The sequence below is a fragment of the Bradyrhizobium sp. BRP20 genome (assembly GCF_020194215.1).
GTDB classification, from domain to species: Bacteria; Pseudomonadota; Alphaproteobacteria; order Rhizobiales; family Xanthobacteraceae; genus Bradyrhizobium; species Bradyrhizobium yuanmingense.
Genome location: NZ_JADYVY010000013.1, coordinates 85,147 through 104,185, shown reverse-complemented (window position 1 = coordinate 104,185; position 19,039 = coordinate 85,147). Strand labels below are relative to the sequence as shown.

Annotated in this window: 24 protein-coding genes; 10 read left to right on the top strand and 14 right to left on the bottom strand. The window is 65.1% G+C overall.

Going from position 1 to position 19,039, the window contains the following annotated elements:
• The first annotated feature begins 181 nt into the window (after positions 1–181).
• A complete protein-coding gene (locus I6F33_RS26735; RefSeq protein ID WP_036013744.1) occupies positions 182–439 on the top strand; it encodes a hypothetical protein in 258 nt (85 codons plus the stop codon).
• Between the two features lie 22 nt (positions 440–461).
• Here the strand turns inward: I6F33_RS26735 and I6F33_RS26730 are convergent, their stop codons facing one another.
• The 6 genes from I6F33_RS26730 to I6F33_RS26705 all read right to left on the bottom strand — a co-directional run bounded on the left by I6F33_RS26730 (position 462) and on the right by I6F33_RS26705 (position 3,539).
• Positions 462–650, bottom strand: coding sequence for a hypothetical protein (locus tag I6F33_RS26730; RefSeq protein ID WP_036013742.1), 189 nt, complete (start codon positions 648–650; stop codon positions 462–464).
• A gap of 10 nt (positions 651–660) precedes the next feature.
• A complete protein-coding gene (locus I6F33_RS26725; RefSeq protein WP_225144606.1) occupies positions 661–990 on the bottom strand; it encodes a four-helix bundle copper-binding protein in 330 nt (109 codons plus the stop codon).
• A 98-nt stretch (positions 991–1,088) separates the two neighbouring features.
• Positions 1,089–1,991: an NAD(P)/FAD-dependent oxidoreductase gene (locus tag I6F33_RS26720; protein ID WP_036013737.1), complete on the bottom strand. Its 903-nt coding sequence runs from the start codon at positions 1,989–1,991 to the stop codon at positions 1,089–1,091.
• Positions 1,988–3,064 carry a flavodoxin family protein gene (locus tag I6F33_RS26715; RefSeq protein WP_225144605.1) on the bottom strand — a complete coding sequence of 359 codons (1,077 nt, stop codon included), beginning with the start codon at positions 3,062–3,064 and terminating at the stop codon, positions 1,988–1,990. The genes I6F33_RS26720 and I6F33_RS26715 overlap by 4 nt, the downstream gene beginning before the upstream one ends.
• A 65-nt stretch (positions 3,065–3,129) precedes the next feature.
• Positions 3,130–3,330: a hypothetical protein gene (locus tag I6F33_RS26710; protein ID WP_036013732.1), complete on the bottom strand. Its 201-nt coding sequence runs from the start codon at positions 3,328–3,330 to the stop codon at positions 3,130–3,132.
• The gene (locus tag I6F33_RS26705; RefSeq protein WP_225144604.1) at positions 3,330–3,539 is read right to left on the bottom strand and encodes a hypothetical protein; all 210 of its coding nucleotides are present in this window, start codon (positions 3,537–3,539) and stop codon (positions 3,330–3,332) included. Before I6F33_RS26705 ends, I6F33_RS26710 begins: the two co-directional genes overlap by 1 nt.
• A 286-nt stretch (positions 3,540–3,825) precedes the next feature.
• Between I6F33_RS26705 and I6F33_RS26700 the strand changes: the two genes are divergently transcribed.
• Positions 3,826–4,110 carry a hypothetical protein gene (locus tag I6F33_RS26700; protein WP_225130075.1) on the top strand — a complete coding sequence of 95 codons (285 nt, stop codon included), beginning with the start codon at positions 3,826–3,828 and terminating at the stop codon, positions 4,108–4,110.
• Positions 4,111–4,129: 19 nt separating this feature from the next.
• Here the strand turns inward: I6F33_RS26700 and I6F33_RS26695 are convergent, their stop codons facing one another.
• Positions 4,130–4,330, bottom strand: coding sequence for a hypothetical protein (locus I6F33_RS26695; protein ID WP_225144603.1), 201 nt, complete (start codon positions 4,328–4,330; stop codon positions 4,130–4,132).
• A 137-nt stretch (positions 4,331–4,467) separates the two neighbouring features.
• Positions 4,468–4,650 carry a hypothetical protein gene (locus tag I6F33_RS26690; protein WP_036013722.1) on the bottom strand — a complete coding sequence of 61 codons (183 nt, stop codon included), beginning with the start codon at positions 4,648–4,650 and terminating at the stop codon, positions 4,468–4,470.
• A gap of 294 nt (positions 4,651–4,944) precedes the next feature.
• Here I6F33_RS26690 and I6F33_RS26685 point away from each other — a divergent pair, with 294 nt between their 5' ends.
• Entirely contained in the window at positions 4,945–5,139 is a 195-nt protein-coding gene (locus I6F33_RS26685) for a hypothetical protein (RefSeq protein ID WP_225144602.1), read from the top strand.
• Positions 5,140–5,205: 66 nt separating this feature from the next.
• On the opposite strand, the gene I6F33_RS26680 is transcribed toward I6F33_RS26685, so the two are convergent.
• The 4 genes from I6F33_RS26680 to I6F33_RS26665 form a co-directional block, all read right to left on the bottom strand.
• Positions 5,206–5,964, bottom strand: coding sequence for a Crp/Fnr family transcriptional regulator (locus I6F33_RS26680; RefSeq protein ID WP_225144601.1), 759 nt, complete (start codon positions 5,962–5,964; stop codon positions 5,206–5,208).
• Positions 5,964–9,134, bottom strand: a complete 3,171-nt coding sequence (locus I6F33_RS26675) for a CheR family methyltransferase (protein ID WP_225144600.1) — start codon at positions 9,132–9,134, stop codon at positions 5,964–5,966. The genes I6F33_RS26680 and I6F33_RS26675 overlap by 1 nt, the downstream gene beginning before the upstream one ends.
• Before the next feature lie 349 nt (positions 9,135–9,483).
• Positions 9,484–9,750, bottom strand: coding sequence for a hypothetical protein (locus I6F33_RS26670; protein WP_225130082.1), 267 nt, complete (start codon positions 9,748–9,750; stop codon positions 9,484–9,486).
• A 10-nt stretch (positions 9,751–9,760) separates the two neighbouring features.
• Positions 9,761–10,768 (bottom strand): chemotaxis protein CheB, encoded by a 1,008-nt coding sequence (locus I6F33_RS26665; RefSeq protein WP_225144599.1) that lies wholly within the window; start codon positions 10,766–10,768, stop codon positions 9,761–9,763.
• Positions 10,769–10,906: 138 nt separating this feature from the next.
• Here I6F33_RS26665 and I6F33_RS26660 point away from each other — a divergent pair, with 138 nt between their 5' ends.
• Positions 10,907–11,251, top strand: a complete 345-nt coding sequence (locus I6F33_RS26660; protein WP_225144656.1) for a response regulator — start codon at positions 10,907–10,909, stop codon at positions 11,249–11,251.
• Positions 11,252–11,621: 370 nt separating this feature from the next.
• Here I6F33_RS26660 and I6F33_RS26655 read toward each other — a convergent pair whose 3' ends face one another.
• Positions 11,622–12,404 (bottom strand): SDR family oxidoreductase, encoded by a 783-nt coding sequence (locus I6F33_RS26655; RefSeq protein ID WP_036013704.1) that lies wholly within the window; start codon positions 12,402–12,404, stop codon positions 11,622–11,624.
• Between the two features lie 151 nt (positions 12,405–12,555).
• On the opposite strand from I6F33_RS26655, the gene I6F33_RS26650 reads away from it, so the two are divergent.
• The 6 genes from I6F33_RS26650 (at position 12,556) to I6F33_RS26625 (ending at position 18,301) form a co-directional block, all read left to right on the top strand.
• On the top strand, positions 12,556–13,731 hold the full coding sequence (locus I6F33_RS26650; RefSeq protein WP_036013702.1) for a zinc-dependent alcohol dehydrogenase: 1,176 nt from the start codon (positions 12,556–12,558) through the stop codon (positions 13,729–13,731).
• An 11-nt stretch (positions 13,732–13,742) separates the two neighbouring features.
• On the top strand, positions 13,743–14,312 hold the full coding sequence (locus I6F33_RS26645; protein WP_036013700.1) for a hypothetical protein: 570 nt from the start codon (positions 13,743–13,745) through the stop codon (positions 14,310–14,312).
• On the top strand, positions 14,293–15,897 hold the full coding sequence (locus I6F33_RS26640) for an alpha-amylase family glycosyl hydrolase (protein WP_225144598.1): 1,605 nt from the start codon (positions 14,293–14,295) through the stop codon (positions 15,895–15,897). Before I6F33_RS26645 ends, I6F33_RS26640 begins: the two co-directional genes overlap by 20 nt.
• A 162-nt stretch (positions 15,898–16,059) precedes the next feature.
• Complete coding sequence (locus tag I6F33_RS26635; protein WP_036045790.1) at positions 16,060–16,239, top strand: hypothetical protein; 180 nt, start codon at positions 16,060–16,062, stop codon at positions 16,237–16,239.
• Positions 16,236–17,390 carry a DUF305 domain-containing protein gene (locus I6F33_RS26630; protein WP_225144597.1) on the top strand — a complete coding sequence of 385 codons (1,155 nt, stop codon included), beginning with the start codon at positions 16,236–16,238 and terminating at the stop codon, positions 17,388–17,390. Before I6F33_RS26635 ends, I6F33_RS26630 begins: the two co-directional genes overlap by 4 nt.
• A 128-nt stretch (positions 17,391–17,518) precedes the next feature.
• Positions 17,519–18,301 (top strand): Crp/Fnr family transcriptional regulator, encoded by a 783-nt coding sequence (locus I6F33_RS26625; RefSeq protein WP_036013671.1) that lies wholly within the window; start codon positions 17,519–17,521, stop codon positions 18,299–18,301.
• 48 nt (positions 18,302–18,349) lie between these two features.
• On the opposite strand, the gene I6F33_RS26620 is transcribed toward I6F33_RS26625, so the two are convergent.
• Positions 18,350–18,958 carry a cysteine hydrolase family protein gene (locus tag I6F33_RS26620; RefSeq protein WP_225144596.1) on the bottom strand — a complete coding sequence of 203 codons (609 nt, stop codon included), beginning with the start codon at positions 18,956–18,958 and terminating at the stop codon, positions 18,350–18,352.
• Positions 18,959–19,039 lie beyond the last annotated feature (81 nt).

Here is a 19,039-nt window from a genome sequence, read left to right as displayed (position 1 = left end):
AAGTTTGCTTCAACAAAGATACTGCCGCCCCCGCAACTAGCCGCCTTTTAGCCTGACGCGGCCATAAGGCAAGCCGGTGCATGGCCCATGGCCTCGCGCGCGAACGGCCCGCAACGGCTCAATGGCGATTTGGCCGAAGGCGCGGTAAACTGTGACCGCCACCAGATGTGGGGTTCTTCCGATGTCGAAGAAGGGAATCACGGGCCACGACGACTGGGTTCTGACCGAGGCACTCGCGACCGCCCTGGTCGCGCTGGAGCAGCTCGAACCGAAGCACCAGCCGAACGCGCATATGGAGGACATCCGCAAGCTGCTCGCGAACGGCAAGGAGCCGGCTGCGGTGAGCCTGCATCTTGCGCAGGCCAAATGCCGTCTGTTTCCCGAGCTCGACCCGCTGCAGATCTACCGGGAATACGGCATCGGCGAGGAGTATGGCTGAGGCCGCCGGTCGACGATCGAGCTCAAGGCCCGCCGGCGACCGATCCTGCGATCACCATGACAAGCGCGCCGAGGTCGATCTTGCCGTTGACGGTCAGCTCCTCCGAGGCCGCTGCGTCTCCCGCGCCCTGCACCTTCAGCGATTGCGGCCGGTCGGCGGCCTGACGCTGCAATTCGCCGACGATCGCTTCCTTGAGTTTCTCTTCCAGCATGGGCACCTCCTCAAGCCGCCATCGCGCGGCAGGATTGGGCGCAGGAGCGGCACGTCGCGACGCATTCGTCCATGCCGCCGATCCGGGCGCAATCCTCGGCACATTCGGTGCAGATTTCGGCGCACTCACCGCAGGTGTGCTTATGATGCGGCGTGTTGATCAGCATGAAGTGCGCGGCGGTCCGGCAGATCTCGGCGCAGGCCATCATCAGACGGAAATGTTTCGGCTCAACATGCTTGCCGCCGGTCTCGAGGCAATGGTTCATCGCCGTGCCGAGACATGTCTGGTAGCAGCTCATGCAAAGCGCGGTGCAGCGGGTCATGTCTTCGGATTGAGCCATCGGTTGTCTCCAGTTGCGCGCCCCGCTCCGCTCGACCAAAGCGGGGCAACGCGCTTCGTTCCCGGTTCCAGTCGATTGTGAGGCTCACCGCCGTCCCATCACGCAAATCGCGGCGGCAGGCTGTTGTGGATCGTGCAGGCCGCGATGGCCGCGTGGCCGAACGCGACCGAGATCTGGTGCAGGTCGGTGACGACGTCGCCGATTCCGTAGAGCCTGGCGATCGACGTGCGCTGGTGATCGTCGACCTTCAAATGACCGTCCGCAGTGTGGTCGGCGCCCAGCGCCATCGCGAGCTGGGAGCGGACCTCCGCGCCCATCGCAGGATAGACGATGTCGAATTGCGCGGTACGTCCGTCGGCGAAATCCGCTTCAACGCCGCCGCCTCGCCGCGCCAGGCGCAGCTCGGGCGCGAACACGATTCCGACGCCCGCCTCGGACAGCTCCGACGTTGCGGCCTTCGCGTCGTCCGCGCCGGTCGCAAGCAGCGTCACGTCGCGCGCATAGCCACGCAGAAAGAGCGCCTTTGCGGCGGCACGATCCAGCGGCCCGACGACGCCAATGCGGCGGCCGGTGGCCTCGAAGGCGTCGCAGATCGGGCAGTAGCGCAGGAGTCCGTCCGCGACCGCCGCGCGCCACTCCGCGAACGGCGGATGGGTATCGACGATCCCGCAGGCGAGAATGACTGTGGCGGCCGCATGCCCGCGGCCATTCCAGCTCGCTTCAAAACCGTGTTCGTGACGCTGCAACGCCGTGACCTCGGCCTCCACGCGTGTGACGGCGAGCTCGTTCAGCTGGGCCGACATCCGCTCGATCAGTTCCGCGCCGGACAGGCCGTGGACGAAGCCGGGGACATTGTGGCTGCGCGGGATCAGGGCCGCCCGGCTCGCGCCGGCGTCCACGACGCAGACGCGGCGGCGGAAGCGCGCTAGATAGATCGCGGCCATCAGTCCCGCCGGCCCGCCTCCGACGATCAGGCATTCAAGGGGTGGCGCGCCAGTCATTTGGGGTTCGGGTCCGCAAGACCGGCGCCGGGCTCATCGAGGCGCCCGCTTCGCGCGAGCCGGACGGCATTGCCGAGCGCGCGCGCCGCATTCTGCACTTCCTGCTGGAATTCGCGGTCCTCGTCGAGCTCGCGATGGGATGTGGCGTATGGCTCGTCGTAGCCGACATAACCGTCGAGCTCGGCGTAGCGCCCTGCCGAGATCAGCTGCATGTCGGTCAGCCAGTCGGACAAGGCCCGGCGCACGCCCTCGGCGCCGACCGCATCGCCGTGAACGACGAGGCCGAAATGGCGGCCGGCGAGATGGCGCGGATAGGGCCAGCCCTTCAGCTCGATCGCCTTGGCTTCCGCGGCGTTCTTGCCGTGGGTCGAGGTCGGATCGGGATTGCCGCCGTCGGCGCAGACCATGCGGTCCATCATCGCCTTGAGACCGGCGGGCACGTGATACCAGTTCACGGGCGCCACGATCAGAATGCCGTGGGCGGCAACCCAGAGCGGATAGATCTCGTTCATCCAGTCGTGGGTCTGGCCCAGCGAGTAGTTCGGATAGCAGCTGCACGGCCAGTGGCACAGCGGCATGGCGGTGCCGACGCAGGACTTGCAGGGATGAATGGTTTTGCCGAATTCCGAAGCGAGGCGCGACAGATCGAGGATGTCGACGGCAAATCCCATCTCGATGAAGACGGGCTCGGCCAGCTTGACCAGCCGCCAGGTCTTGGACATCTCGCCGGGACAGGTGTGCTCGCTGCGGGCCGAGCCGTTGATGATCAGGATGCGCGGCGTCTCGTCGGCATCGTCGTGGCGACGCTGCGCCTCCAGGATTTTTGAGCGCGCATCGAGCCAGTCGACGGCAAGATCGTAGTTCCGGTCGGAAAAGCCTGCGCCGGCCTTCCGCGTCAACGGTGCCTTGCGCGAATGGCTGTAGGCGTCCCAGGCCGCAGCGATGATGGCATCGAGCTCGCGCCCAAGCGGAGCAAAGGCGGGATCGACGAACTGACGCTTGTAGCGCCGCTCGAACTCCTCACGCGGCAGCTTGACGGGCGGCATCCCCTTGCGAATGTCGGCGTCCGTCATGCTGGCTCCTGGCGAAGTCGAATCCCTCCGACCCAACCCGGCGCCCAGCGCGCGGTTCCCAAGCCCTACTGACGAACAAGCTCCTGCGGCGCATCGAATTTGGCGATCCGTTGATCGAGCCGCCACAGCTCGATGCGATGCACCAGGACGAGCGAGGCGGCTTCGCGCTTGGCCTGCTCGTCGTCGTCGCAGACGAGGTTGATGCACCCGAACACGTGCCCGTCCGGATCGATCTGGAACGCGCGGTAGTGCTTGATACTTGCCACTATAGGTGTCCTCGCCTTGGAGCGACGGGTGCGCTGAGCCAATCCGTGAGGTTCGAGGTCACTTCGTTCTGCTTGGCGCGACGCAGCAGCATCTCGCGTTCCCTGCCCGGCGGCAGGTCGCGTGCCCGCTCGCGGGCGCTTTCGGCAAAGGCGGCTAGCCGCTCCTGAAGCGTTTGGGTCTGTTTCCTGCGGTTACGTTTGGCGGTCATTTGTACTTTTGAACTTTCGTGGACAATTCGGTTGAAAGGAAATCGGCCCCGGCGGGGGATCGGGCGCCGGGGCCCAGGCTCTCTTGTCACTCAAGTCGCTTGCCGGTCGAGGCGGCTCGGCCCGGCAACGACTGTAGCTTCCGTCGCAACAGCCGGTTCCGGCATTTCAATAAGTTAACGCTGCGCGATTTTGCGCAAATCACAACCGCAGGACCGATCGATCCGGACTGCGCCGGAACCGAAATGCTGATTCGTATGTTCAAGGACGACCTGAAGGAGGATCATCATGGCAAAAGCAGCATTGAAACGCCCGGGGTCGCCGATCGGCCGCAAAGGACCGCGCAAGGCAAATCCCGCCTACAAGCGCCGCGCGCGCGAGCCGTGGACAGCGGCGGATGTGAACAAGCTGAAGCAGCTTGCGAAAGGCAACACGCCGACCGGCGTGATGAGCATCAAGCTGCAGCGCCCCGTCACGGCCATTCGCAGCAAGGCGCAACGCGAAGGAATTTCGCTGCGGCCGGTCAACCGCTCCCCGTACAATCGGCGAAGCAAGGCCGCGAAGCGGCGCTGACGACTCGCATCGCGCCGGGCTAGCTTGGCGGCTGCAGGCCCGGCGACCGCAGCCACTCGCTCATCTGAGACCCCGTTTCCGCCTGACGCGCCTTGCGCAAGATCTCGTCGCGCGCCGCGCCGGGCGGAAGCAAGCTGGCCTGTTCGCGCAGCCGCTCCGCCTCGGCGGCGAGCCGCGCTTCCAGAGTGTCGACTTGCTTGAACCGATGTCGCGTCCTCATCAGGCGTCCTCCTGGTGCATGAGGTCGAGCGCGCCGTTGCGTTCCGACGTGATGGTGGTTTGCAGGCTGCACAGCCTGGCCAATGATCTAACGTTCCGGAGACGGAACGGTTGCCTGTTTCGGCGAAAAGACCGCAGTTACGATTCCTCGTTGTCGCGGCGCGCCCTGATCTCGGAGCGAAGCATGGCGCTGTCCATGATGGCGAGGCGCAAATCGTTCACGGCGTCGCCGTAGCGTCCCGCGACTTGTCTGTGCTGCTCCCGGAGGGCTCGGCTCTCTTCGATAGCGCGCGTGGCGCGGGCAAACAGGGTCTCTGGCATCAGGCATCATGCAACAGAGCTCGCAAGCGCGCACTTGCATAAGTTACTCAAATCGTGCCAACGGCTCAAAAAGCGTCGCCGATTAACCTGGATCAAGCGATCACAACCGCGCCGGAACGCTCTCAACCGCCCACCCGTGGCCCGGAAGGGGTTTTAACGAGCAGATCGCCGAATTCCTTAGCTGAAACGACACAGCGGGTGTACGGTGACATTATCACCGGTTGAGGCTCTGCCCGTAGGCGCTGGTGGCTGAGAGACCGATGGTGCTCCCGCCTGCTGATTAGGGAGCGCTTGATGAACAAGCAGATTCACCATCCGTTGCAGTCGGACGAGAAGCACGTCGAGGAGGTTCGCAAGACGATCCGCGAGGCACGAGCAGCGCTGGAGCTACCCCTCCCGGATACGTTTCTCGGCCGGCAAACTCACGAGCCGTTTCCAAGTGAGAACGATGATGATGCGCAGGACCGGCAGCGGCATACACCCGCATGATCGCGACCATTCCCGCGCTGACCGCGCGTCACGGGCAAAACCAGCCCGCGCCGCGGCGGAACGGCGTCACCTGATAGCTTCAGTCTCGCGGTAGAGCCGCAGATAGCTCGGCGAATACAGCGCCGCGTTCTTGAGCGCATCGAGGTCCGGGATGGTCAGCGTCCGCTCGCGCAGCACGATCAGCCCCGCCGCGCGCAGCTCCTGGAGCGTCCGATTGAGGTGAACGACGGAAAGTCCGGTGGCATCGGCGAGATCCGTTTGCGTCACGGGCATGAGGCAGGAATTGCCGTCGACCATTCCCACCGGGCGCAGCCGCTCGACGATTTCGCAGAACAGATGCGCCACGCGCTCCAGCGCGACCCGGCGGCCGAGATTGATCGCCCATTCTCGCTGGATCGCGCTGTTGAGCAACGTCTCGCACCAGAAGGCTTCCGACAGCGTGGGGTTGTTGGCGAGGAGACCTTCGAATCGCGCGCGCTTGATCTCGGCATAGACCACGGGCGTCAGCGCCACGATCGAATGGTCCATCTCCGAAAGCAGGTAAGCGTGCGCATCGCAGCTTTCGCCCGGGAAGATGAAATTGACGATCTGGCGCCTGCCGTCCTCCAGCGTCTTGTAGCGGCCGAGCCAGCCCGACAACAGGACGCGGACACCATCGACGCGATCACCCTCGGTGATCAGATCCTCGCCGGATCCGGCACGTTGAAGACCCTCGAGCATGGCGTATTCCAGCGACGCGCGAGCCTCGTTCGACAACCGCCGCAACGCATTCAGCCGGCGAACGACCGGCTCCAGGACGCTGCGATCGGCTGTCGACAACGGCATCAGGCGGCCACCACCGGTGTGTGGAAGGCACGCTTGGTCAGGGGGATGGTGATGGTGCATTGCAACCCGGCCGGGTTGAATGTCATCGTGGTCTGCCCCTTCAGCTCGAACGCCAGCGTGCGCTCCAGAAGCTCGGTTCCGAATCCCTTTCGCGGCCTTGCCGTCACGCGCGGCCCGCCGCGCTCGCGCCACTCGAACACCAGCTCCGCCGGATCGGTGCTCTCATCGACGCGCCAGGTCACCTCGATGCGCCCGCTCGGCTGACTCAAGGCGCCGTATTTGAGCGCATTGGTCGCGAGCTCGTGAATGGCGAGTGCGAAGGTTTCGGCAGCCTTGGGCTGGAAGCGGATGTTGGGGCCCGAGACCCGCATCTGCTCGCCTTCCCTGGCATTATAGGCGAGCAGCTCCTCGACCACGAGATATTCGAGATCGACGCCGCCTTCGGGATCGCGCGTCACCAGCGCCTGGGTACGGGCGAAGGCGTTGAGACGGCCGTCGAGATGGGAGGCGTATTCCTCCACGGTCGAGCTCGTTTCCGCCGAGCGGCGGGCAATCGAGCGCACCACGCCGAGGGTGTTGCGAACCCGGTGCTGGAGCTCGGCGAGCAGCAGGCGCTGCCGCTCCTCGGCACGGGTGATGGCGGTCACGTCGATGAAGGTGATGACGACACCGGCGATGAAATTGTCGACGCTGCGATATGGCAGGATGCGCACGATGTAACGCGTGCCGCTGTCCGGCGCGCTCAGCTCGCGCTCGACGCTGGCGAGCGTGCGCAGAACGCGGCGGATGTCGTCGTAAAGCTCCTCGATCGGAATGCGCGCCTTGATATGGCTGATCGGCCGGCCCGTATCGGTCTCGACCAGATGCAGCAGCTGGGTGATGGCGGGCGTGAAGTTCATCACGCGCAGATCGTTGTCGAGGAAGACCGTGGCGATCTGCGTGCTTTCGAGGAAATTCTTGAGGTCGCTGGTGGCACGCGTCAGCTCCTGAACGCGGTGTGCCAGCTCACCGTTGACGGTGGTCAGCTCCTCGTTGACCGACTGCAGCTCCTCGCGCGAGGTCTCGAGCTCCTCGTTGGCCGACTGCAGCTCCTCGTTCAGCGATTGATATTCCTCGTTCGACGATTTCAGCTCCTCGTTGGTGCTCTCGAGCTCCTCGATGGTCGCCTGGAGGCGCTCGCGCGTGGCGCGCAGATCATTCTCGAGGCGCTCGACGTGCTCGGTGCGCACCAGCACGTTGGGATTGGCCTGGTCGGATTTGATGGTTCGCGCAGGGCCGTCCTTGAACAGGACGACGAAATTGCGGTGGCCGCCGGCGCCCTCCTGGATCGGCTCGACCGTGATGTCGACGAGGACGCGGTGACCGTTGGCGCCAAGCTGCACCTGATCGGCATGAACCGGCTCGTTGCTATCGGAGGCGCGGCTGAGCGCGGTGCGCAATTCCAGCCGCAGATCGCGGTGCACGAGCTGCAGCAGGTCGAGCGTGGCGGCGCCCGCCGTCGGCTCGATGTAGCGGCCGGTGCGCCCGGAGAAATGTAGAACCTGGAAATTCTCGTCGGTGATGACATAGGCCGGGGCATAGCGCTCCGCGATGCGCTGCGCGCGCCGCTCCAGGCCCACGTCGGGGCCGAACGAGCGCATCGCCGGCACCTCGACCGGCACCCTGCCCGCCGCGGTCGTGATCGGAAATTCCGGCGGCAGCCGCGTCCCGGTCTCGAGCTTCTTGAAGATCCGGGCGCGGCGGTCGACCGGCGCGAACAGCTTCGGATGCCGGGTCACGTTCTCGGAATTGCCGAGGAACAGATACCGCTCCGGCAGCAGCGCGAAATGGAACAGCGGAATCACCCGGTTCTGCAGCTCGGCGTTGAGATAGATCAGCAGATTGCGGCAGGAGACGAGGTCGAGCTTCGAGAACGGCGCATCCTTGATGACGTTGTGCTGCGAGAAGATGCACATCTCGCGCAGCTCCTTCACCACGCAATAGGTATCGCCCTCGCGCACGAACCAGCGCGCCAGCCGCTCGCTGGTCATGTCCGTCTCGATATTGGTGCGATAGCGGCCGACGCGGGCGGTCGCCAGCGCCCGACCATCGATGTCGGTGGCGAAGATCTGCACCTGCGGCACGGAATCCATCCGTGCCATGTGCTCGCGCAGGAGAATGCCGATCGAATAGGCCTCCTCGCCGGTGGCGCAGCCGAGCACCCAAACCCGGATCTGCTGGCCTGCGCCCTTGCCCTCGAAAATCTTCGGGATGATCTGCATCTCCAGCACCTCGAACTCGCGCTTGTCGCGGAAGAATTCGGTGACGCCGATCAGGAGGTCGTTGAAGAGATACTGGGCCTCGTCCTTGTCGTTGCGAAGGAAATCCACATAGGCGGCAATGTCGTCGATCCGGACCACCTGCATGCGCCGCTGCACACGGCGCAGGAACGTGTTCTGCTTGTAGCCGTGGAAATCGTTGCCGGTCTTGTTTCGCAGGATGTCGGCGATGCGCGACAGCGAACTGGCGGCCGCGGCGAGGACCTCGTCGAAGCCCTGCTTCTCCTCCAGACGCCTGAGATGACGGGCATAGACTTGGATGTGCTCGGGGATGTCCTCGGGCGGCAGCACATAGTCGGCGATGGCGGCGGGCGTGTTGCCGTTGCGCAGTTGCTCAGCCTCATCCTCGCTCGCTAGCTTTTCGGCAATGGCGAGGCCGCCGTGATCCTTCAGTGTCGCCGTGCCGAGCGTGCCGTCACCGCCGGTGCCGGCAAGAATGACGCCGATGGATTGCTCGGCGCGCTCCTCGGCCAACGAGACCAGGAAGCTGTCGATCGTGGCGCGCTCGCCGGGCGCCTGCTCGGCCTTGCGGATCGCGAACCGATTGTTCTGGATCGTGGTGATCATCGCCGGCGGGCACAGATAGATCATGCCGCCTTCGATCGCGTGGTCATCACCGATATCGGCGACCTTGCCGCCATTGGACGCCTGCACGATTCCGCGCAGCCGCTGCTCGTCGTAAGTCTCATGATGCTGAAGCGCCAGCACGATGGCCTGATCGGCGCCTACGGTCAGCTTGGCAAAGAAGCGCTCGATGCTGTCCAGTGCACCAGGCGAGGCGCCCACCCCTATGACCAGCGGAGTTTTGATCTGGCGCTCTCCTTGGACCGGCTGGTCGCCGACGTCGTGCATGGCTCTGGTGGCTCTCGTTTGCTCGCCGGGACCAACAGGCGCCCGGCTCCTGCAAATAGCAGAAATCAATATTATCCCAACAGATCAAACGCAAAAATGTCCCCGAGGCCTTCAGCGTTGTCAGCCTCGGCCACCAGGTCCATACTTGGCCGGCGGCGGAGGAACCAGCGATGCCGATCTCCGAGGAACTCGCCGTTCTGATCAGGCGCGCCGAGCGCGCAACGGCGGACGCTCACCGCCTGCTGGCCGAGAACGAGCGTTGGCGCCGGTACGCGGAGCGGCAGCTCGATGCCATGTTCGAGCTCAGCGCGGAGTTCAGGAGAGCTGCCGTGCGGCCCCCCCCCGCCAACTACCCAGCCGCGACCTCCTGCCGGAGATACTCGACCCGCTGCTCGATCAGGACGCGGTGGCGCTCCCATTCGACCAGGGTCTGCTTGAGCAGGCTGACCAGCCGCTCCGCCTGACGCGTGTCGTGTCCGCTCGCCATGAGTTCACGCACGCAATCTTCTTGATTGCGGATGCGCTTCCAGCCCTCCTCGATGTCCTGTTCCGCCTTCACCAGCAGGCGTTGCTCGGCATCGAGCTGTGCGGTGCGTTCGGCAAGGGAGATGGCCATGGCGACGCCTTCACGCCTCCCGTTTGCCCACAGGAGGGTCGAGCGACTTTAGCACGACGCGCCGGATCATGTCGGCATATTCGCGGTATTCGAGCGCCCTGGCCTCGTACATCTCGGCAACGGCAGCCCGGCCGGTGCGGCGGCCGTCGGCGGCCATGCGATGCACCAGCTCCGCCCGCTCCTCGATAATCCGCAATGCCACGCGCAAGGCTTCGTCGACGCGCCCCTCCTGCTCCTTGGCGAGCGCATCGGCGGTGAAGCCGTGGCCGACCTGGCAGCGGAAGCGCATCGGGCGGGCGCTCTTGACCTCCGAGAGCACCCCGCCGCAGGTTGGACAGGTCAGGGCGACAGGGTCAGCCATAGAGGCGAGATTGTCGCTTCCGATCCGCTCACCAGCCGCGATCTCGACCTCGAGCCTGATCTCGGGCGGAATCGGCAGCGCGGCGCCGGCCTGCTCCCTGACGAGCTCGGAGAGCACGTCGCCCATGGTGGCGCCGGGAACGCAGAGATCGACCGTGGTCGCCTCCATGGCGCGCTGCGGCATCTCGTCCGAGATCGCGTCCGCGGGGTCTTGCACCACGGCCATCCCGCCGCAGCGTTTGATGGCGTTGAGGCCGGCCGCGCCGTCCGACAACAGGCCGCTCAGGAGCACGCCGATGACGCGCGGCCCGTGATAGAGCGCGGCCGAGCGGAACAACGCATCGATCGCCGGCCGCACCATGTTCTCCCGCGGGCCGCGGCCGAGGAAGATGCGGTCCTCCGTGACGAGAAGATGATGGTCCGGAGCACCCAGGTAGATCTGACCGGGCTCGATCTTCATACCGTCTTCGGCCTGCCGGACGGGGAGCGGGCCGGCACTGCTGGCGACCGTGGAAAGGATGCCGATGCCCTGGGCCGGGATGTGCAGCACGATGAAGACGGCGGCCGGCAGATCCGCCGGCAGACGGCTCAGGATCTGCTTCAATGGAGCGGTTGCCCCGGCCGAGCCCCCGATGACAATGATGTCGCGGTTGCCCATGGAACCCGCCTCCAATTGCATCGTTTGCAGTTTGCACCAAGGCGGATCGCCGGCTTATGTTCCTATGCGTTGGGAGGCCGAGACAGCGTGGAGACATCGTCGCATCAGCGCGCAGAGCTCAAGGGGCGCCGCATCTTCGTGGTCGAGGACGAGTATTTTCTCGCCGATGACATCGGCGAGACATTCCGCGCGCTGGGCGCCGAGATCGCCGGTCCTGTCGGCGATCTCGAAGACGCGCTCAAGATCCTGCACGACGGCAGCGTCCTGGACGCCGCCGTGCTCGACGTGAACATCCGCAGCGAGATGATCTTTCCGATCGCCCGCGAGCTGAGAGCGCGTAACGTGCCCTTCCTTTTCACCACCGGATACGACAAGATCACGCTCAGTCCGGAATTTCAGGACGTGCCGCTCCTGGAAAAGCCGATCGATCTTGCGGCGATGGCACGGAAGCTCACCGGACTCATCGCCGAACAGCCGGTCTAGCAAAAGCGGTTGAAAGCTCGCAGCCGGGGACGATCAAAATAGATGCGCGAAAGCAAGCCACGCGGTCACCGCCAGGCACAGGATAACTGCGGCGTAAGGTAGCGCGATGCGCAAGACGGCAAGCTCCCCACCTTCAGCTCATCATCATCCAGACGATCGCAACCATCATCACGAGAAAACCCGTAACGGCAGTCGCGATAAAGGCCTGTTCGATGCGATCCATCGCCAGAGCAGCCCCCCTCTTGGTTCAGCCCGTACAATTTGACGGTTTGAGGGCCGCGGCGCATTAGGCTATGTGAATCGGGGTCTTCTTTCTCTTTTCTCTTCGCAAAACGGTTCGTGCGCGCCGCCACATTGCACGCGCGTCGCTCTAAGACCTTGCAGTACCGGGCTCCGCCATCTTGCGGTGCTGCTTGGCCAGCATCTCGTTCGGCGTGACGTTCGCGACCGTGGTCTGGATCTTGTTCTTCAGCCCGGTGACGATATCGGCCTCACCGCGCAGCATCGCATCGAAGCCGGCCTTGGCAACATCGTAGGCGCCGTCCTTCTTGTCGGTGCCGACCTTGGTGTCCATCATGTCGGCGCGGCGGAAGAACTCGGTCTCGGTCGCCCCCGGCATCAGGCAGGTCACGGTGACGCCGCTGTCGCGCAGCTCCTCGCGCAGCGCAAATGAGAATGAATCGAGGAACGCCTTGCTGGCGTTGTAGGCGGCCTGGAAACTGCCCGGCATGAAGCCGGCGATCGAGCCGGTGATGAGGATGCGGCCGGCATTGCGGCGAAGCATCTCATTGCCGACGCGGTGGATCAGATACAGCGTGCCGGTGATGTTGGTGTCGATGAGGTGTTTCACCCTGGCAAAGTCCTGATCCAGGAACGCCTTGCCGAGGCCGATTCCGGCATTGGCCAGCAGCGCATCGATCGGCCGGTCGCCGACCGCAGCGCACAGCTTGTCGACGCCCTCGGTGGTCGCAAGATCAGTCTCGACCGGCTCGACGCTGCCGCCGAGCCGCCGGAGATCGACGGCCACCTGCTCGATCTGGGACTCGTCGGCCGCGATTACGAGGTTGAAGCCTGCCTGCGCACAGCACCTAGCGAGTTCCAGGCCGATACCGGTGGAGGCTCCTGTGACGACGGCGAGTTGATTGGCGGGCATGCGCACATCCTTGGAATGAGGTGATCACGCTCAATCGCCGCCCTGCTCCCTCGTTCCTATTTGCGCAGTGCGAAGAATTTGCGCGCGGCGATAGCAACCATCGTTCGTGCCTGGACTTAGATGGCACGTGGCTCAACCGGGAGGACGGACGATGAAGGCGCTGGTCTGGCACGGCAAGGAGGACATCCGGTGCGACACCGTCACCGACCCGGAGATCCAGGATCCGCGTGATGCCATCATCAAGGTGACGAGCTGCGCCATCTGCGGCTCCGACCTGCACCTCTTTCACAATTTCATCCCGGGCATGCTGCCCGGCGACATCATGGGCCACGAGACCATGGGCGAAGTGGTCGAGGTCGGCTCGGGCGTCGACGGCAAACTGAAGAAGGGCGACCGCATCGTCGTGCCGTTCACGATCATTTGCGGCGAATGCGACCAGTGCAAGCGCGGCAATTTCTCGGTTTGCGAGACCACCAACCGCAAGCGTCACCTGGCCGACAAGGTGTTCGGACACACGACGGCGGGCCTGTTCGGCTACACCCATCTGACCGGGGGCTATCCCGGCGGCCAGGCCGAATATCTCCGCGTGCCCTTTGCCGATGCCACCCACATCAAGGTCCCCCCGGGCATTCCCGACGAGCAATTGCTGTTCCTCAGCGACATCTTCCCGACCGGCTGGCAGGCCGCCGCGCAATGCGACATCGAGCCGACCGATACGGTCGCGATCTGGGGCTGTGGCCCGGTCGGGCAGATGGCGATCCGCAGCGCCATCCTGCTCGGCGCCAACCAGGTGATCGCGATCGACTGCCTGCCCGAGCGGCTCAGCATGGCCGAGGCCGGCGGCGCCACCACGATCAACTTCGAGACCGAGAGCGTGGTGGAGCGGCTCCAGGAGCTGACCGACGGCAAGGGCCCGGAAAAATGCATCGATTGCGTCGGCATGGAATCTCATGTGATGCCATCGCTGCCCGACACTCTGCTCGACCGCGCCAAGCAGATGGTGATGGCCGAGAGCGACCGGCCCCACGTGCTGCGCGAGATGATCTATGTCTGCCGCCCCGGCGGCATCATCTCGGTGCCGGGCGTATACAGCGGCCTGTCCGACATGCTCCCGATGGGCGCCTTCATGAACAAGGGCCTGACGATGCGGACCGGCCAAACCCACGTCAACCGCTGGACCGATGACCTGCTCCGCCGCATCGAAGAAGGCGAGATCGACCCGTCCTTCGTCATCACCCACACCGTCCCGCTCGCCCAGGGACCGGAGATGTACCAGGTGTTTCGCGACAAGCGCGATTCCTGCGTCAAGGTCGTGCTGAAGCCCTGAAGGAACCAGCCATGTTTCACTTCTCCAACATCGTTCGCACCAAGGGCGACCCCAAGATCCTCGAGGGCGGACCGAGCCTGAAGCAGCCGGCGGACCAGCTCGCGCGCGCGCTCGGCTGGTTCAGCATCGGTCTCGGCGTCGTCGAATTGTTCGCGCCGCGGCGCGTCACGCACACGCTGGGCATGGAAGGCCATGAGACCCTCGTCCGCGCCTTCGGCGTGCGCGAAATCATGGCCGGGATCATGACGCTGTCGGTCGAGAAAAACGCCGGCCTGTGGGCTCGCGTCGGCGGCGACGGCCTCGATGCCGCCGCGCTGCTGTCCGGGCTGACGGCGGACAATCCCAAGAAGGGCAATGTCGCGCTCGCATTGCTGATGGTCGGCGGCATCGCCGTGCTCGACTACCGCGCCGCGCAGGACACCAGGCCACGCCGCCCGCCGCGCGATGCACGGCGCAAGCTCTATCCGAACCGCAGCGGATTTCCCAAGGGCATCGAGAGCGTCCGCACTGCGGCGAGACAGATCGCAGCGCACGCTGGGCAAAACGAGGTGAAGCAAGGTGATGAGCGACGAGTCCCGTGACGAAGCTGCGTGGTGGGAATCCGCCGTCGTCTACGAGATCGCGCTGATCTCCTTTCAGGACTCGAACGGCGACGGCAAGGGCGACCTTGCCGGATTGATGTCGCGCATCGACTATTTGAAATGGCTCGGCGTCGATGCGGTGTGGCTGACGCCGATCTACAAAAGCCCCTTCCGCGACCTCGGCTACGACATCTCCGACTATTGTTCGATCGATCCCGCCTTCGGCAGCCTCGAGGAATTCGATCGCCTGCTCGAGGCGCTGCACGGTGCGGGCATCCGGCTCGTCCTCGACCTCGTTCCCAATCACACCGCGAACGATCACGCTTGGTTCGTCGAGAGCGCAAGCTCGCGCAACAGCGCGAAAGCCGACTGGTACATCTGGGCCGATCCGGCCGAGAACGGCGGGCCGCCCAACAACTGGCTGAGCCGGTTCGGCGGCAGCGGCTGGGAATGGTGCGAGGCGCGCCGACAATATTACTATCATTCCTTCCTGGTGGAGCAGCCCGACCTGAACTGGCGCAACCCGCAAGTGCGCGCCGCGATCGCCGATTCCATGCGGTTCTGGCTCGACCGCGGCGTCGACGGCTTTCGCGTCGACGCCAGTGCGGTCCTGATCAAGGACCGGCTGTTGCGCGACAATCCGGCGAATCCGCAAGCCGAGGGCAAGCCGCCGCCCCAGCGGCACACGACGGTGTTCACCGACGATCGGCCCGAGACGATGGATTGCATCGAGTTCATCCGCGAGGTGATCGACGCCTATCCCGGACGGATGTTGTGCGGCGAGGTCCAGGGCAAGACCGACCGCATCGGCCACTTCTACGGCAACGACCGGCCGCGCCTGCATCTGCCGCTCAATTTCGCCCTGCTCGATTCCAAATGGGACGCCCTCTCGCTGCAGGCCACGGTCGACGCCTATCTCAACGCCATCCCTGACGATGGCTGGCCGGTCTGGGTCATCGGCGGCCACGACAAGCAGCGGATCGCGAGCAAGATCGGCGAGGCGCAGATGCGCGTGCTTGCGATGCTGCTGATGACGCTGCGGGGAACGCCGTTCTTCTTCATGGGCGACGAGATCGGCCGCAAGCGCGTGCCGATTCCGCAGGGCCGCGTCCGCGATCCCTTCGAGAAGCTCGTGCCCGGCTATGGCCTGTGCCGCGATCCCGAACGCGCACCGATGCGATGGGATGACAGCCCCGATGGCGGCTTCACGACGGGCCGCCCATGGCTGCCGCTCGAGCCGCCCGATGGTGCGGCCAATGTCGCCGCACAGCAGCGCGACGAGCGCTCGATCGTCGCTCTGTTTCGCGCGCTGATGGCGCTGCGGCGCGAGCATGCCGGCCTGCAACGGGGCGCCTACGAGCCGCTGCGCTCGCAGAACGATGTCCTGGCCTTCAAACGGACGGAAGGCCGTAACGAAATTCTGGTCGCGCTCAATCTCGCGGCCGAACCGCGGAAATTCCATTGGCAAGGTCGCGGCCGTCTCTTGATGTCGACGCATCTGGATCGGCCGCCCGAGCCGGTGCCGGATGCGTCCATCCTGCTCCGGGGCAACGAAGGCGTGATCATCGCACTCGAGCCTCGGTGATATCAGGAGGAACCATCCGCGTCGCGAAGAGTCTGATCAAGGCTTCCGGCGTCTCCCCCCGCCGCCGGAGGCAATTTGCAAGACCGCAGCCCCGGCGCCCACGCCCCCTTCAGGCGCCGGGGTAGCGGCGTGAGCCACGGCAGGACATATCGGAGGCAGCTCATGGGCAAGTCCAAAGGTCTGCAGCAGCGGATCGCCGGCAAGACCAAGCAGGCCGTCGGCGAGATCATCGGCGACCAGGATCTGCACGATGACGGCAAGGCGCAAGCCGAGCGCGGGCGCGACGAACAGGACAAGCCGAGCGAACTCAATCCGCTGAAGAAGCTCAAGCAGCTGACGTGAACGCGGAGCCGCGACCAGCACTCACGAGTGGGGCGCGGCGCACCACCGGCGAGCGGCGGCGTTCGCGCTGGATTGCCGCGGCCGCACTCGGCCTGATCAGCAGCACGTTTTCGACCATCGTCAGCCAGCTCTTTGCTGCCCGCATCGGCCGCGATGCGGCGGTCGATTGGATGACGGTTGCCGCGATTCCTGCGCGCGACTGGGCGATCAGCTCCGAGCCATCCTGGAGCGCGATCCTGGCCGGGATCGCCTTTCACCAATGGGCCGATTTTTCCTGGGCGTTGGTTTTCTTCGGCGTGCTCGGACGCTGGACGGCCGACTTGCGGCCGATGACGATCCTGCTGCTGGCGCTGCCCTGGGCCGCGTTCTCTTCAGGCATGGAATGGTTCGTGCTGGTGCCGCTGTTTCCATTCTGGCAGCCGCTGTTCACGCTGCAACAACCCTATTGGATCGGCCTGCTGGTGCATGGCTCCTCCGCCGTGATCTATCCCCTGTTCGCGCGCCTGCGCTGGAGGCGCGGGACTGCGCCTGACAGCGACGTGCGGTTCACGAATATGTGGATCACCGGCGCGCTGGCCGTGATTGCGCTACTTGGGGCGGTCGCATTGTTCGGCGGTCATGGTTACGAGCCGCCGTGGATGGGCCGCGACAGGGATCAAGACCAGGCCTACATCCGTCACATGACAACGCATCATGCCCAGGGCATCGAGCTGGCGCGGACGGCTGCCGAGCGCGCGCAGGATCCGCATCTGCGCAAGCTCGCAATGCTGATGGTCGCGAGCCAGACCGGAGAGAACCGCATATTCGAGAATTGGTGGCTGAGCTGGTTCGACACGGAGATGCCCGATTGCAGCACCGAGGAGCGGGCGGCGATGCCGGGCTTCCTGACGCCGGCCGAGATGCGCCAGGTCAAGACCGCGCCGCCGGACCAGTTCGACACGCTGTTCGTCGAGGCGATGAGCCGGCATCACCGCGGTGCGGTCAGGATGGCCGACCAGATGTGGCACAGCCGCGGCGACCCTCGTCTGCGCATCATGGCGCATGCCATCCGCCACGAGCAGCAGGGCGAGATCGCGCTGATGCACGGCACGCGCGGCCTCGCCGCCGTGACCACAGGCGTCCGCAACATGCTCGGCGACAACGTCAATTGAACGTGAGGATCTTGTATCGGCAAGCGGCCTGCTGCCTCGCCGATACTCCAGACGAACCTATCAAACGTTAATGCTTTCCGCCGTCATTATCGGCCACACTTGGGCCGACGGGGGCCGTCGGAGATCAAATGCAGGCAGGATTTGCTTTCTCGAGGCTGGCCGACCGCCTGACGAGCCTCGTCGAACTGACCCCGGAACATCTCGATCTGCTTGCGGACATGCCGAGCAGCATCGCGCATTTCGGCGCGCATCAGACCATCCTGCGGCACGGTGATGAGGCAACGCAATGCTGCCTGGTGCTCCAGGGATATCTGTCCTGGCAGAATGACGAAAGCGCAGATGGCCAGATCACCGCGATTTGCGTGCCCGGCGACATCGCCAACCTGCAAAGCCTGTATCGCCCGCGCATCGAGGGCAACCTGACCGCGCTCGGTTCCGCAATCGTCGCGCTCGTGCCGCACCGCTTCTTTCGCGAGCTCGCGGTGCGATCTCCGGCAATGTCGCACGCCTTGCTGTTGATGCTGCTTGCCGATCACGCCATCCAGCGCAACTGGACGGTGAACCTCGGCAGCCGGGACGCGTTGACACGCGTGGCGCACCTGCTCTGCGAGATCACGGTGCGGCTGCAAACCGTCGGGCTCGCCCGGGATTTCAGGTTGTCCTCGCCCTTCACCCAGTCCGACCTCGCCGCAGCCTGCAGCATCTCCCCGGTCCATGCCAACCGCACCATCCAGGAGCTGCGCCGCTGCCATCTGCTGCAATGGCAGGGCAAGACCTTGACCATCACGGACTGGCCGGGCCTGGTCCGGCTCGCCGGCTTCGACCCAACCTACCTGAGCATGCGGTCCGGCGCGGACGATGCTCGGCCGCCGCATGCGAGACCGGTGGCGGCCGACGTCGCGGTCGCTTGATCCGCCTCTAGGGCGCGAGGACCTTGCGCGGCTCAATGACGTCGGACCCTACTCCCGCCAGACCTCGGCCAGCACTTCCGCTGTCACCAGGTCGACCTGGCCGTGGAAGCGGGTGCGGTACATCGTCATGAGCGCGTCGTGGCCGACGTCGGACGAGCTGCACAGCGCGTCCTCGACAAGGACGATCCTGAAGCCGAGATCGACGGCGCTGAGGACCGTCGAGAGCACGCAGACGTCCGTCTCCGCGCCCGATATCACGACGGTGCCGACGTTCTTCTCGACCAGCAGGCGCGCAAGACCGGGATTGCTGAACGCGGAATAGGCCGGCTTGTCGATCATTGCCGCCGGCGGAACGAAACGTGCCAAGGCCGGCACGAGCTCCAGAGCCGATGACGGCAGATGCCTGCGCGTGGCCTGGCGCCAGCGGCGGAAATAACTCTGCCACTGCCCCGGGCGATCCTCCGGATCCTGCGGGGTGATGAAGCGCGTGAAGATCGTTCTCTCCGCGTGGCGCGCAACGACCGAGACGACCCTCGGCAGCACCCGTTCCATCCAGGGCGTCGCCCAAAGGCCATCGGGGGCGAAAATGTTCTGCATGTCAATGCACAGGTGAACGGCGCCGCGGATCTCGGCAACATCGGACATAGCGTCCCTCATCGTCCTCCACCTTCAAGCGCATTCGGCGACCAGTTGCGAATGCGAGGCGAGGGCTTTGGTTCCGAATCGCGGCGTGCAGCG

What these genes read in the sequence shown, in the direction of transcription:
- I6F33_RS26735 (WP_036013744.1), top strand. Translation starts at nt 182, where the DNA reads ATGTCGAAGAAGGGAATCACGGGCCACGACGACTGGGTTCTGACCGAG.
- I6F33_RS26730 (WP_036013742.1), bottom strand. Translation starts at nt 650, where the DNA reads ATGCTGGAAGAGAAACTCAAGGAAGCGATCGTCGGCGAATTGCAGCGT.
- I6F33_RS26725 (WP_225144606.1), bottom strand. Translation starts at nt 990, where the DNA reads ATGGCTCAATCCGAAGACATGACCCGCTGCACCGCGCTTTGCATGAGC.
- I6F33_RS26720 (WP_036013737.1), bottom strand. Translation starts at nt 1,991, where the DNA reads ATGACTGGCGCGCCACCCCTTGAATGCCTGATCGTCGGAGGCGGGCCG.
- I6F33_RS26715 (WP_225144605.1), bottom strand. Translation starts at nt 3,064, where the DNA reads ATGACGGACGCCGACATTCGCAAGGGGATGCCGCCCGTCAAGCTGCCG.
- I6F33_RS26705 (WP_225144604.1), bottom strand. Translation starts at nt 3,539, where the DNA reads ATGACCGCCAAACGTAACCGCAGGAAACAGACCCAAACGCTTCAGGAG.
- I6F33_RS26700 (WP_225130075.1), top strand. Translation starts at nt 3,826, where the DNA reads ATGGCAAAAGCAGCATTGAAACGCCCGGGGTCGCCGATCGGCCGCAAA.
- I6F33_RS26695 (WP_225144603.1), bottom strand. Translation starts at nt 4,330, where the DNA reads ATGAGGACGCGACATCGGTTCAAGCAAGTCGACACTCTGGAAGCGCGG.
- I6F33_RS26690 (WP_036013722.1), bottom strand. Translation starts at nt 4,650, where the DNA reads ATGCCAGAGACCCTGTTTGCCCGCGCCACGCGCGCTATCGAAGAGAGC.
- I6F33_RS26685 (WP_225144602.1), top strand. Translation starts at nt 4,945, where the DNA reads ATGAACAAGCAGATTCACCATCCGTTGCAGTCGGACGAGAAGCACGTC.
- I6F33_RS26680 (WP_225144601.1), bottom strand. Translation starts at nt 5,964, where the DNA reads ATGCCGTTGTCGACAGCCGATCGCAGCGTCCTGGAGCCGGTCGTTCGC.
- I6F33_RS26675 (WP_225144600.1), bottom strand. Translation starts at nt 9,134, where the DNA reads ATGCACGACGTCGGCGACCAGCCGGTCCAAGGAGAGCGCCAGATCAAA.
- I6F33_RS26670 (WP_225130082.1), bottom strand. Translation starts at nt 9,750, where the DNA reads ATGGCCATCTCCCTTGCCGAACGCACCGCACAGCTCGATGCCGAGCAA.
- I6F33_RS26665 (WP_225144599.1), bottom strand. Translation starts at nt 10,768, where the DNA reads ATGGGCAACCGCGACATCATTGTCATCGGGGGCTCGGCCGGGGCAACC.
- I6F33_RS26655 (WP_036013704.1), bottom strand. Translation starts at nt 12,404, where the DNA reads ATGCCCGCCAATCAACTCGCCGTCGTCACAGGAGCCTCCACCGGTATC.
- I6F33_RS26650 (WP_036013702.1), top strand. Translation starts at nt 12,556, where the DNA reads ATGAAGGCGCTGGTCTGGCACGGCAAGGAGGACATCCGGTGCGACACC.
- I6F33_RS26645 (WP_036013700.1), top strand. Translation starts at nt 13,743, where the DNA reads ATGTTTCACTTCTCCAACATCGTTCGCACCAAGGGCGACCCCAAGATC.
- I6F33_RS26640 (WP_225144598.1), top strand. Translation starts at nt 14,293, where the DNA reads ATGAGCGACGAGTCCCGTGACGAAGCTGCGTGGTGGGAATCCGCCGTC.
- I6F33_RS26635 (WP_036045790.1), top strand. Translation starts at nt 16,060, where the DNA reads ATGGGCAAGTCCAAAGGTCTGCAGCAGCGGATCGCCGGCAAGACCAAG.
- I6F33_RS26625 (WP_036013671.1), top strand. Translation starts at nt 17,519, where the DNA reads ATGCAGGCAGGATTTGCTTTCTCGAGGCTGGCCGACCGCCTGACGAGC.
- I6F33_RS26620 (WP_225144596.1), bottom strand. Translation starts at nt 18,958, where the DNA reads ATGAGGGACGCTATGTCCGATGTTGCCGAGATCCGCGGCGCCGTTCAC.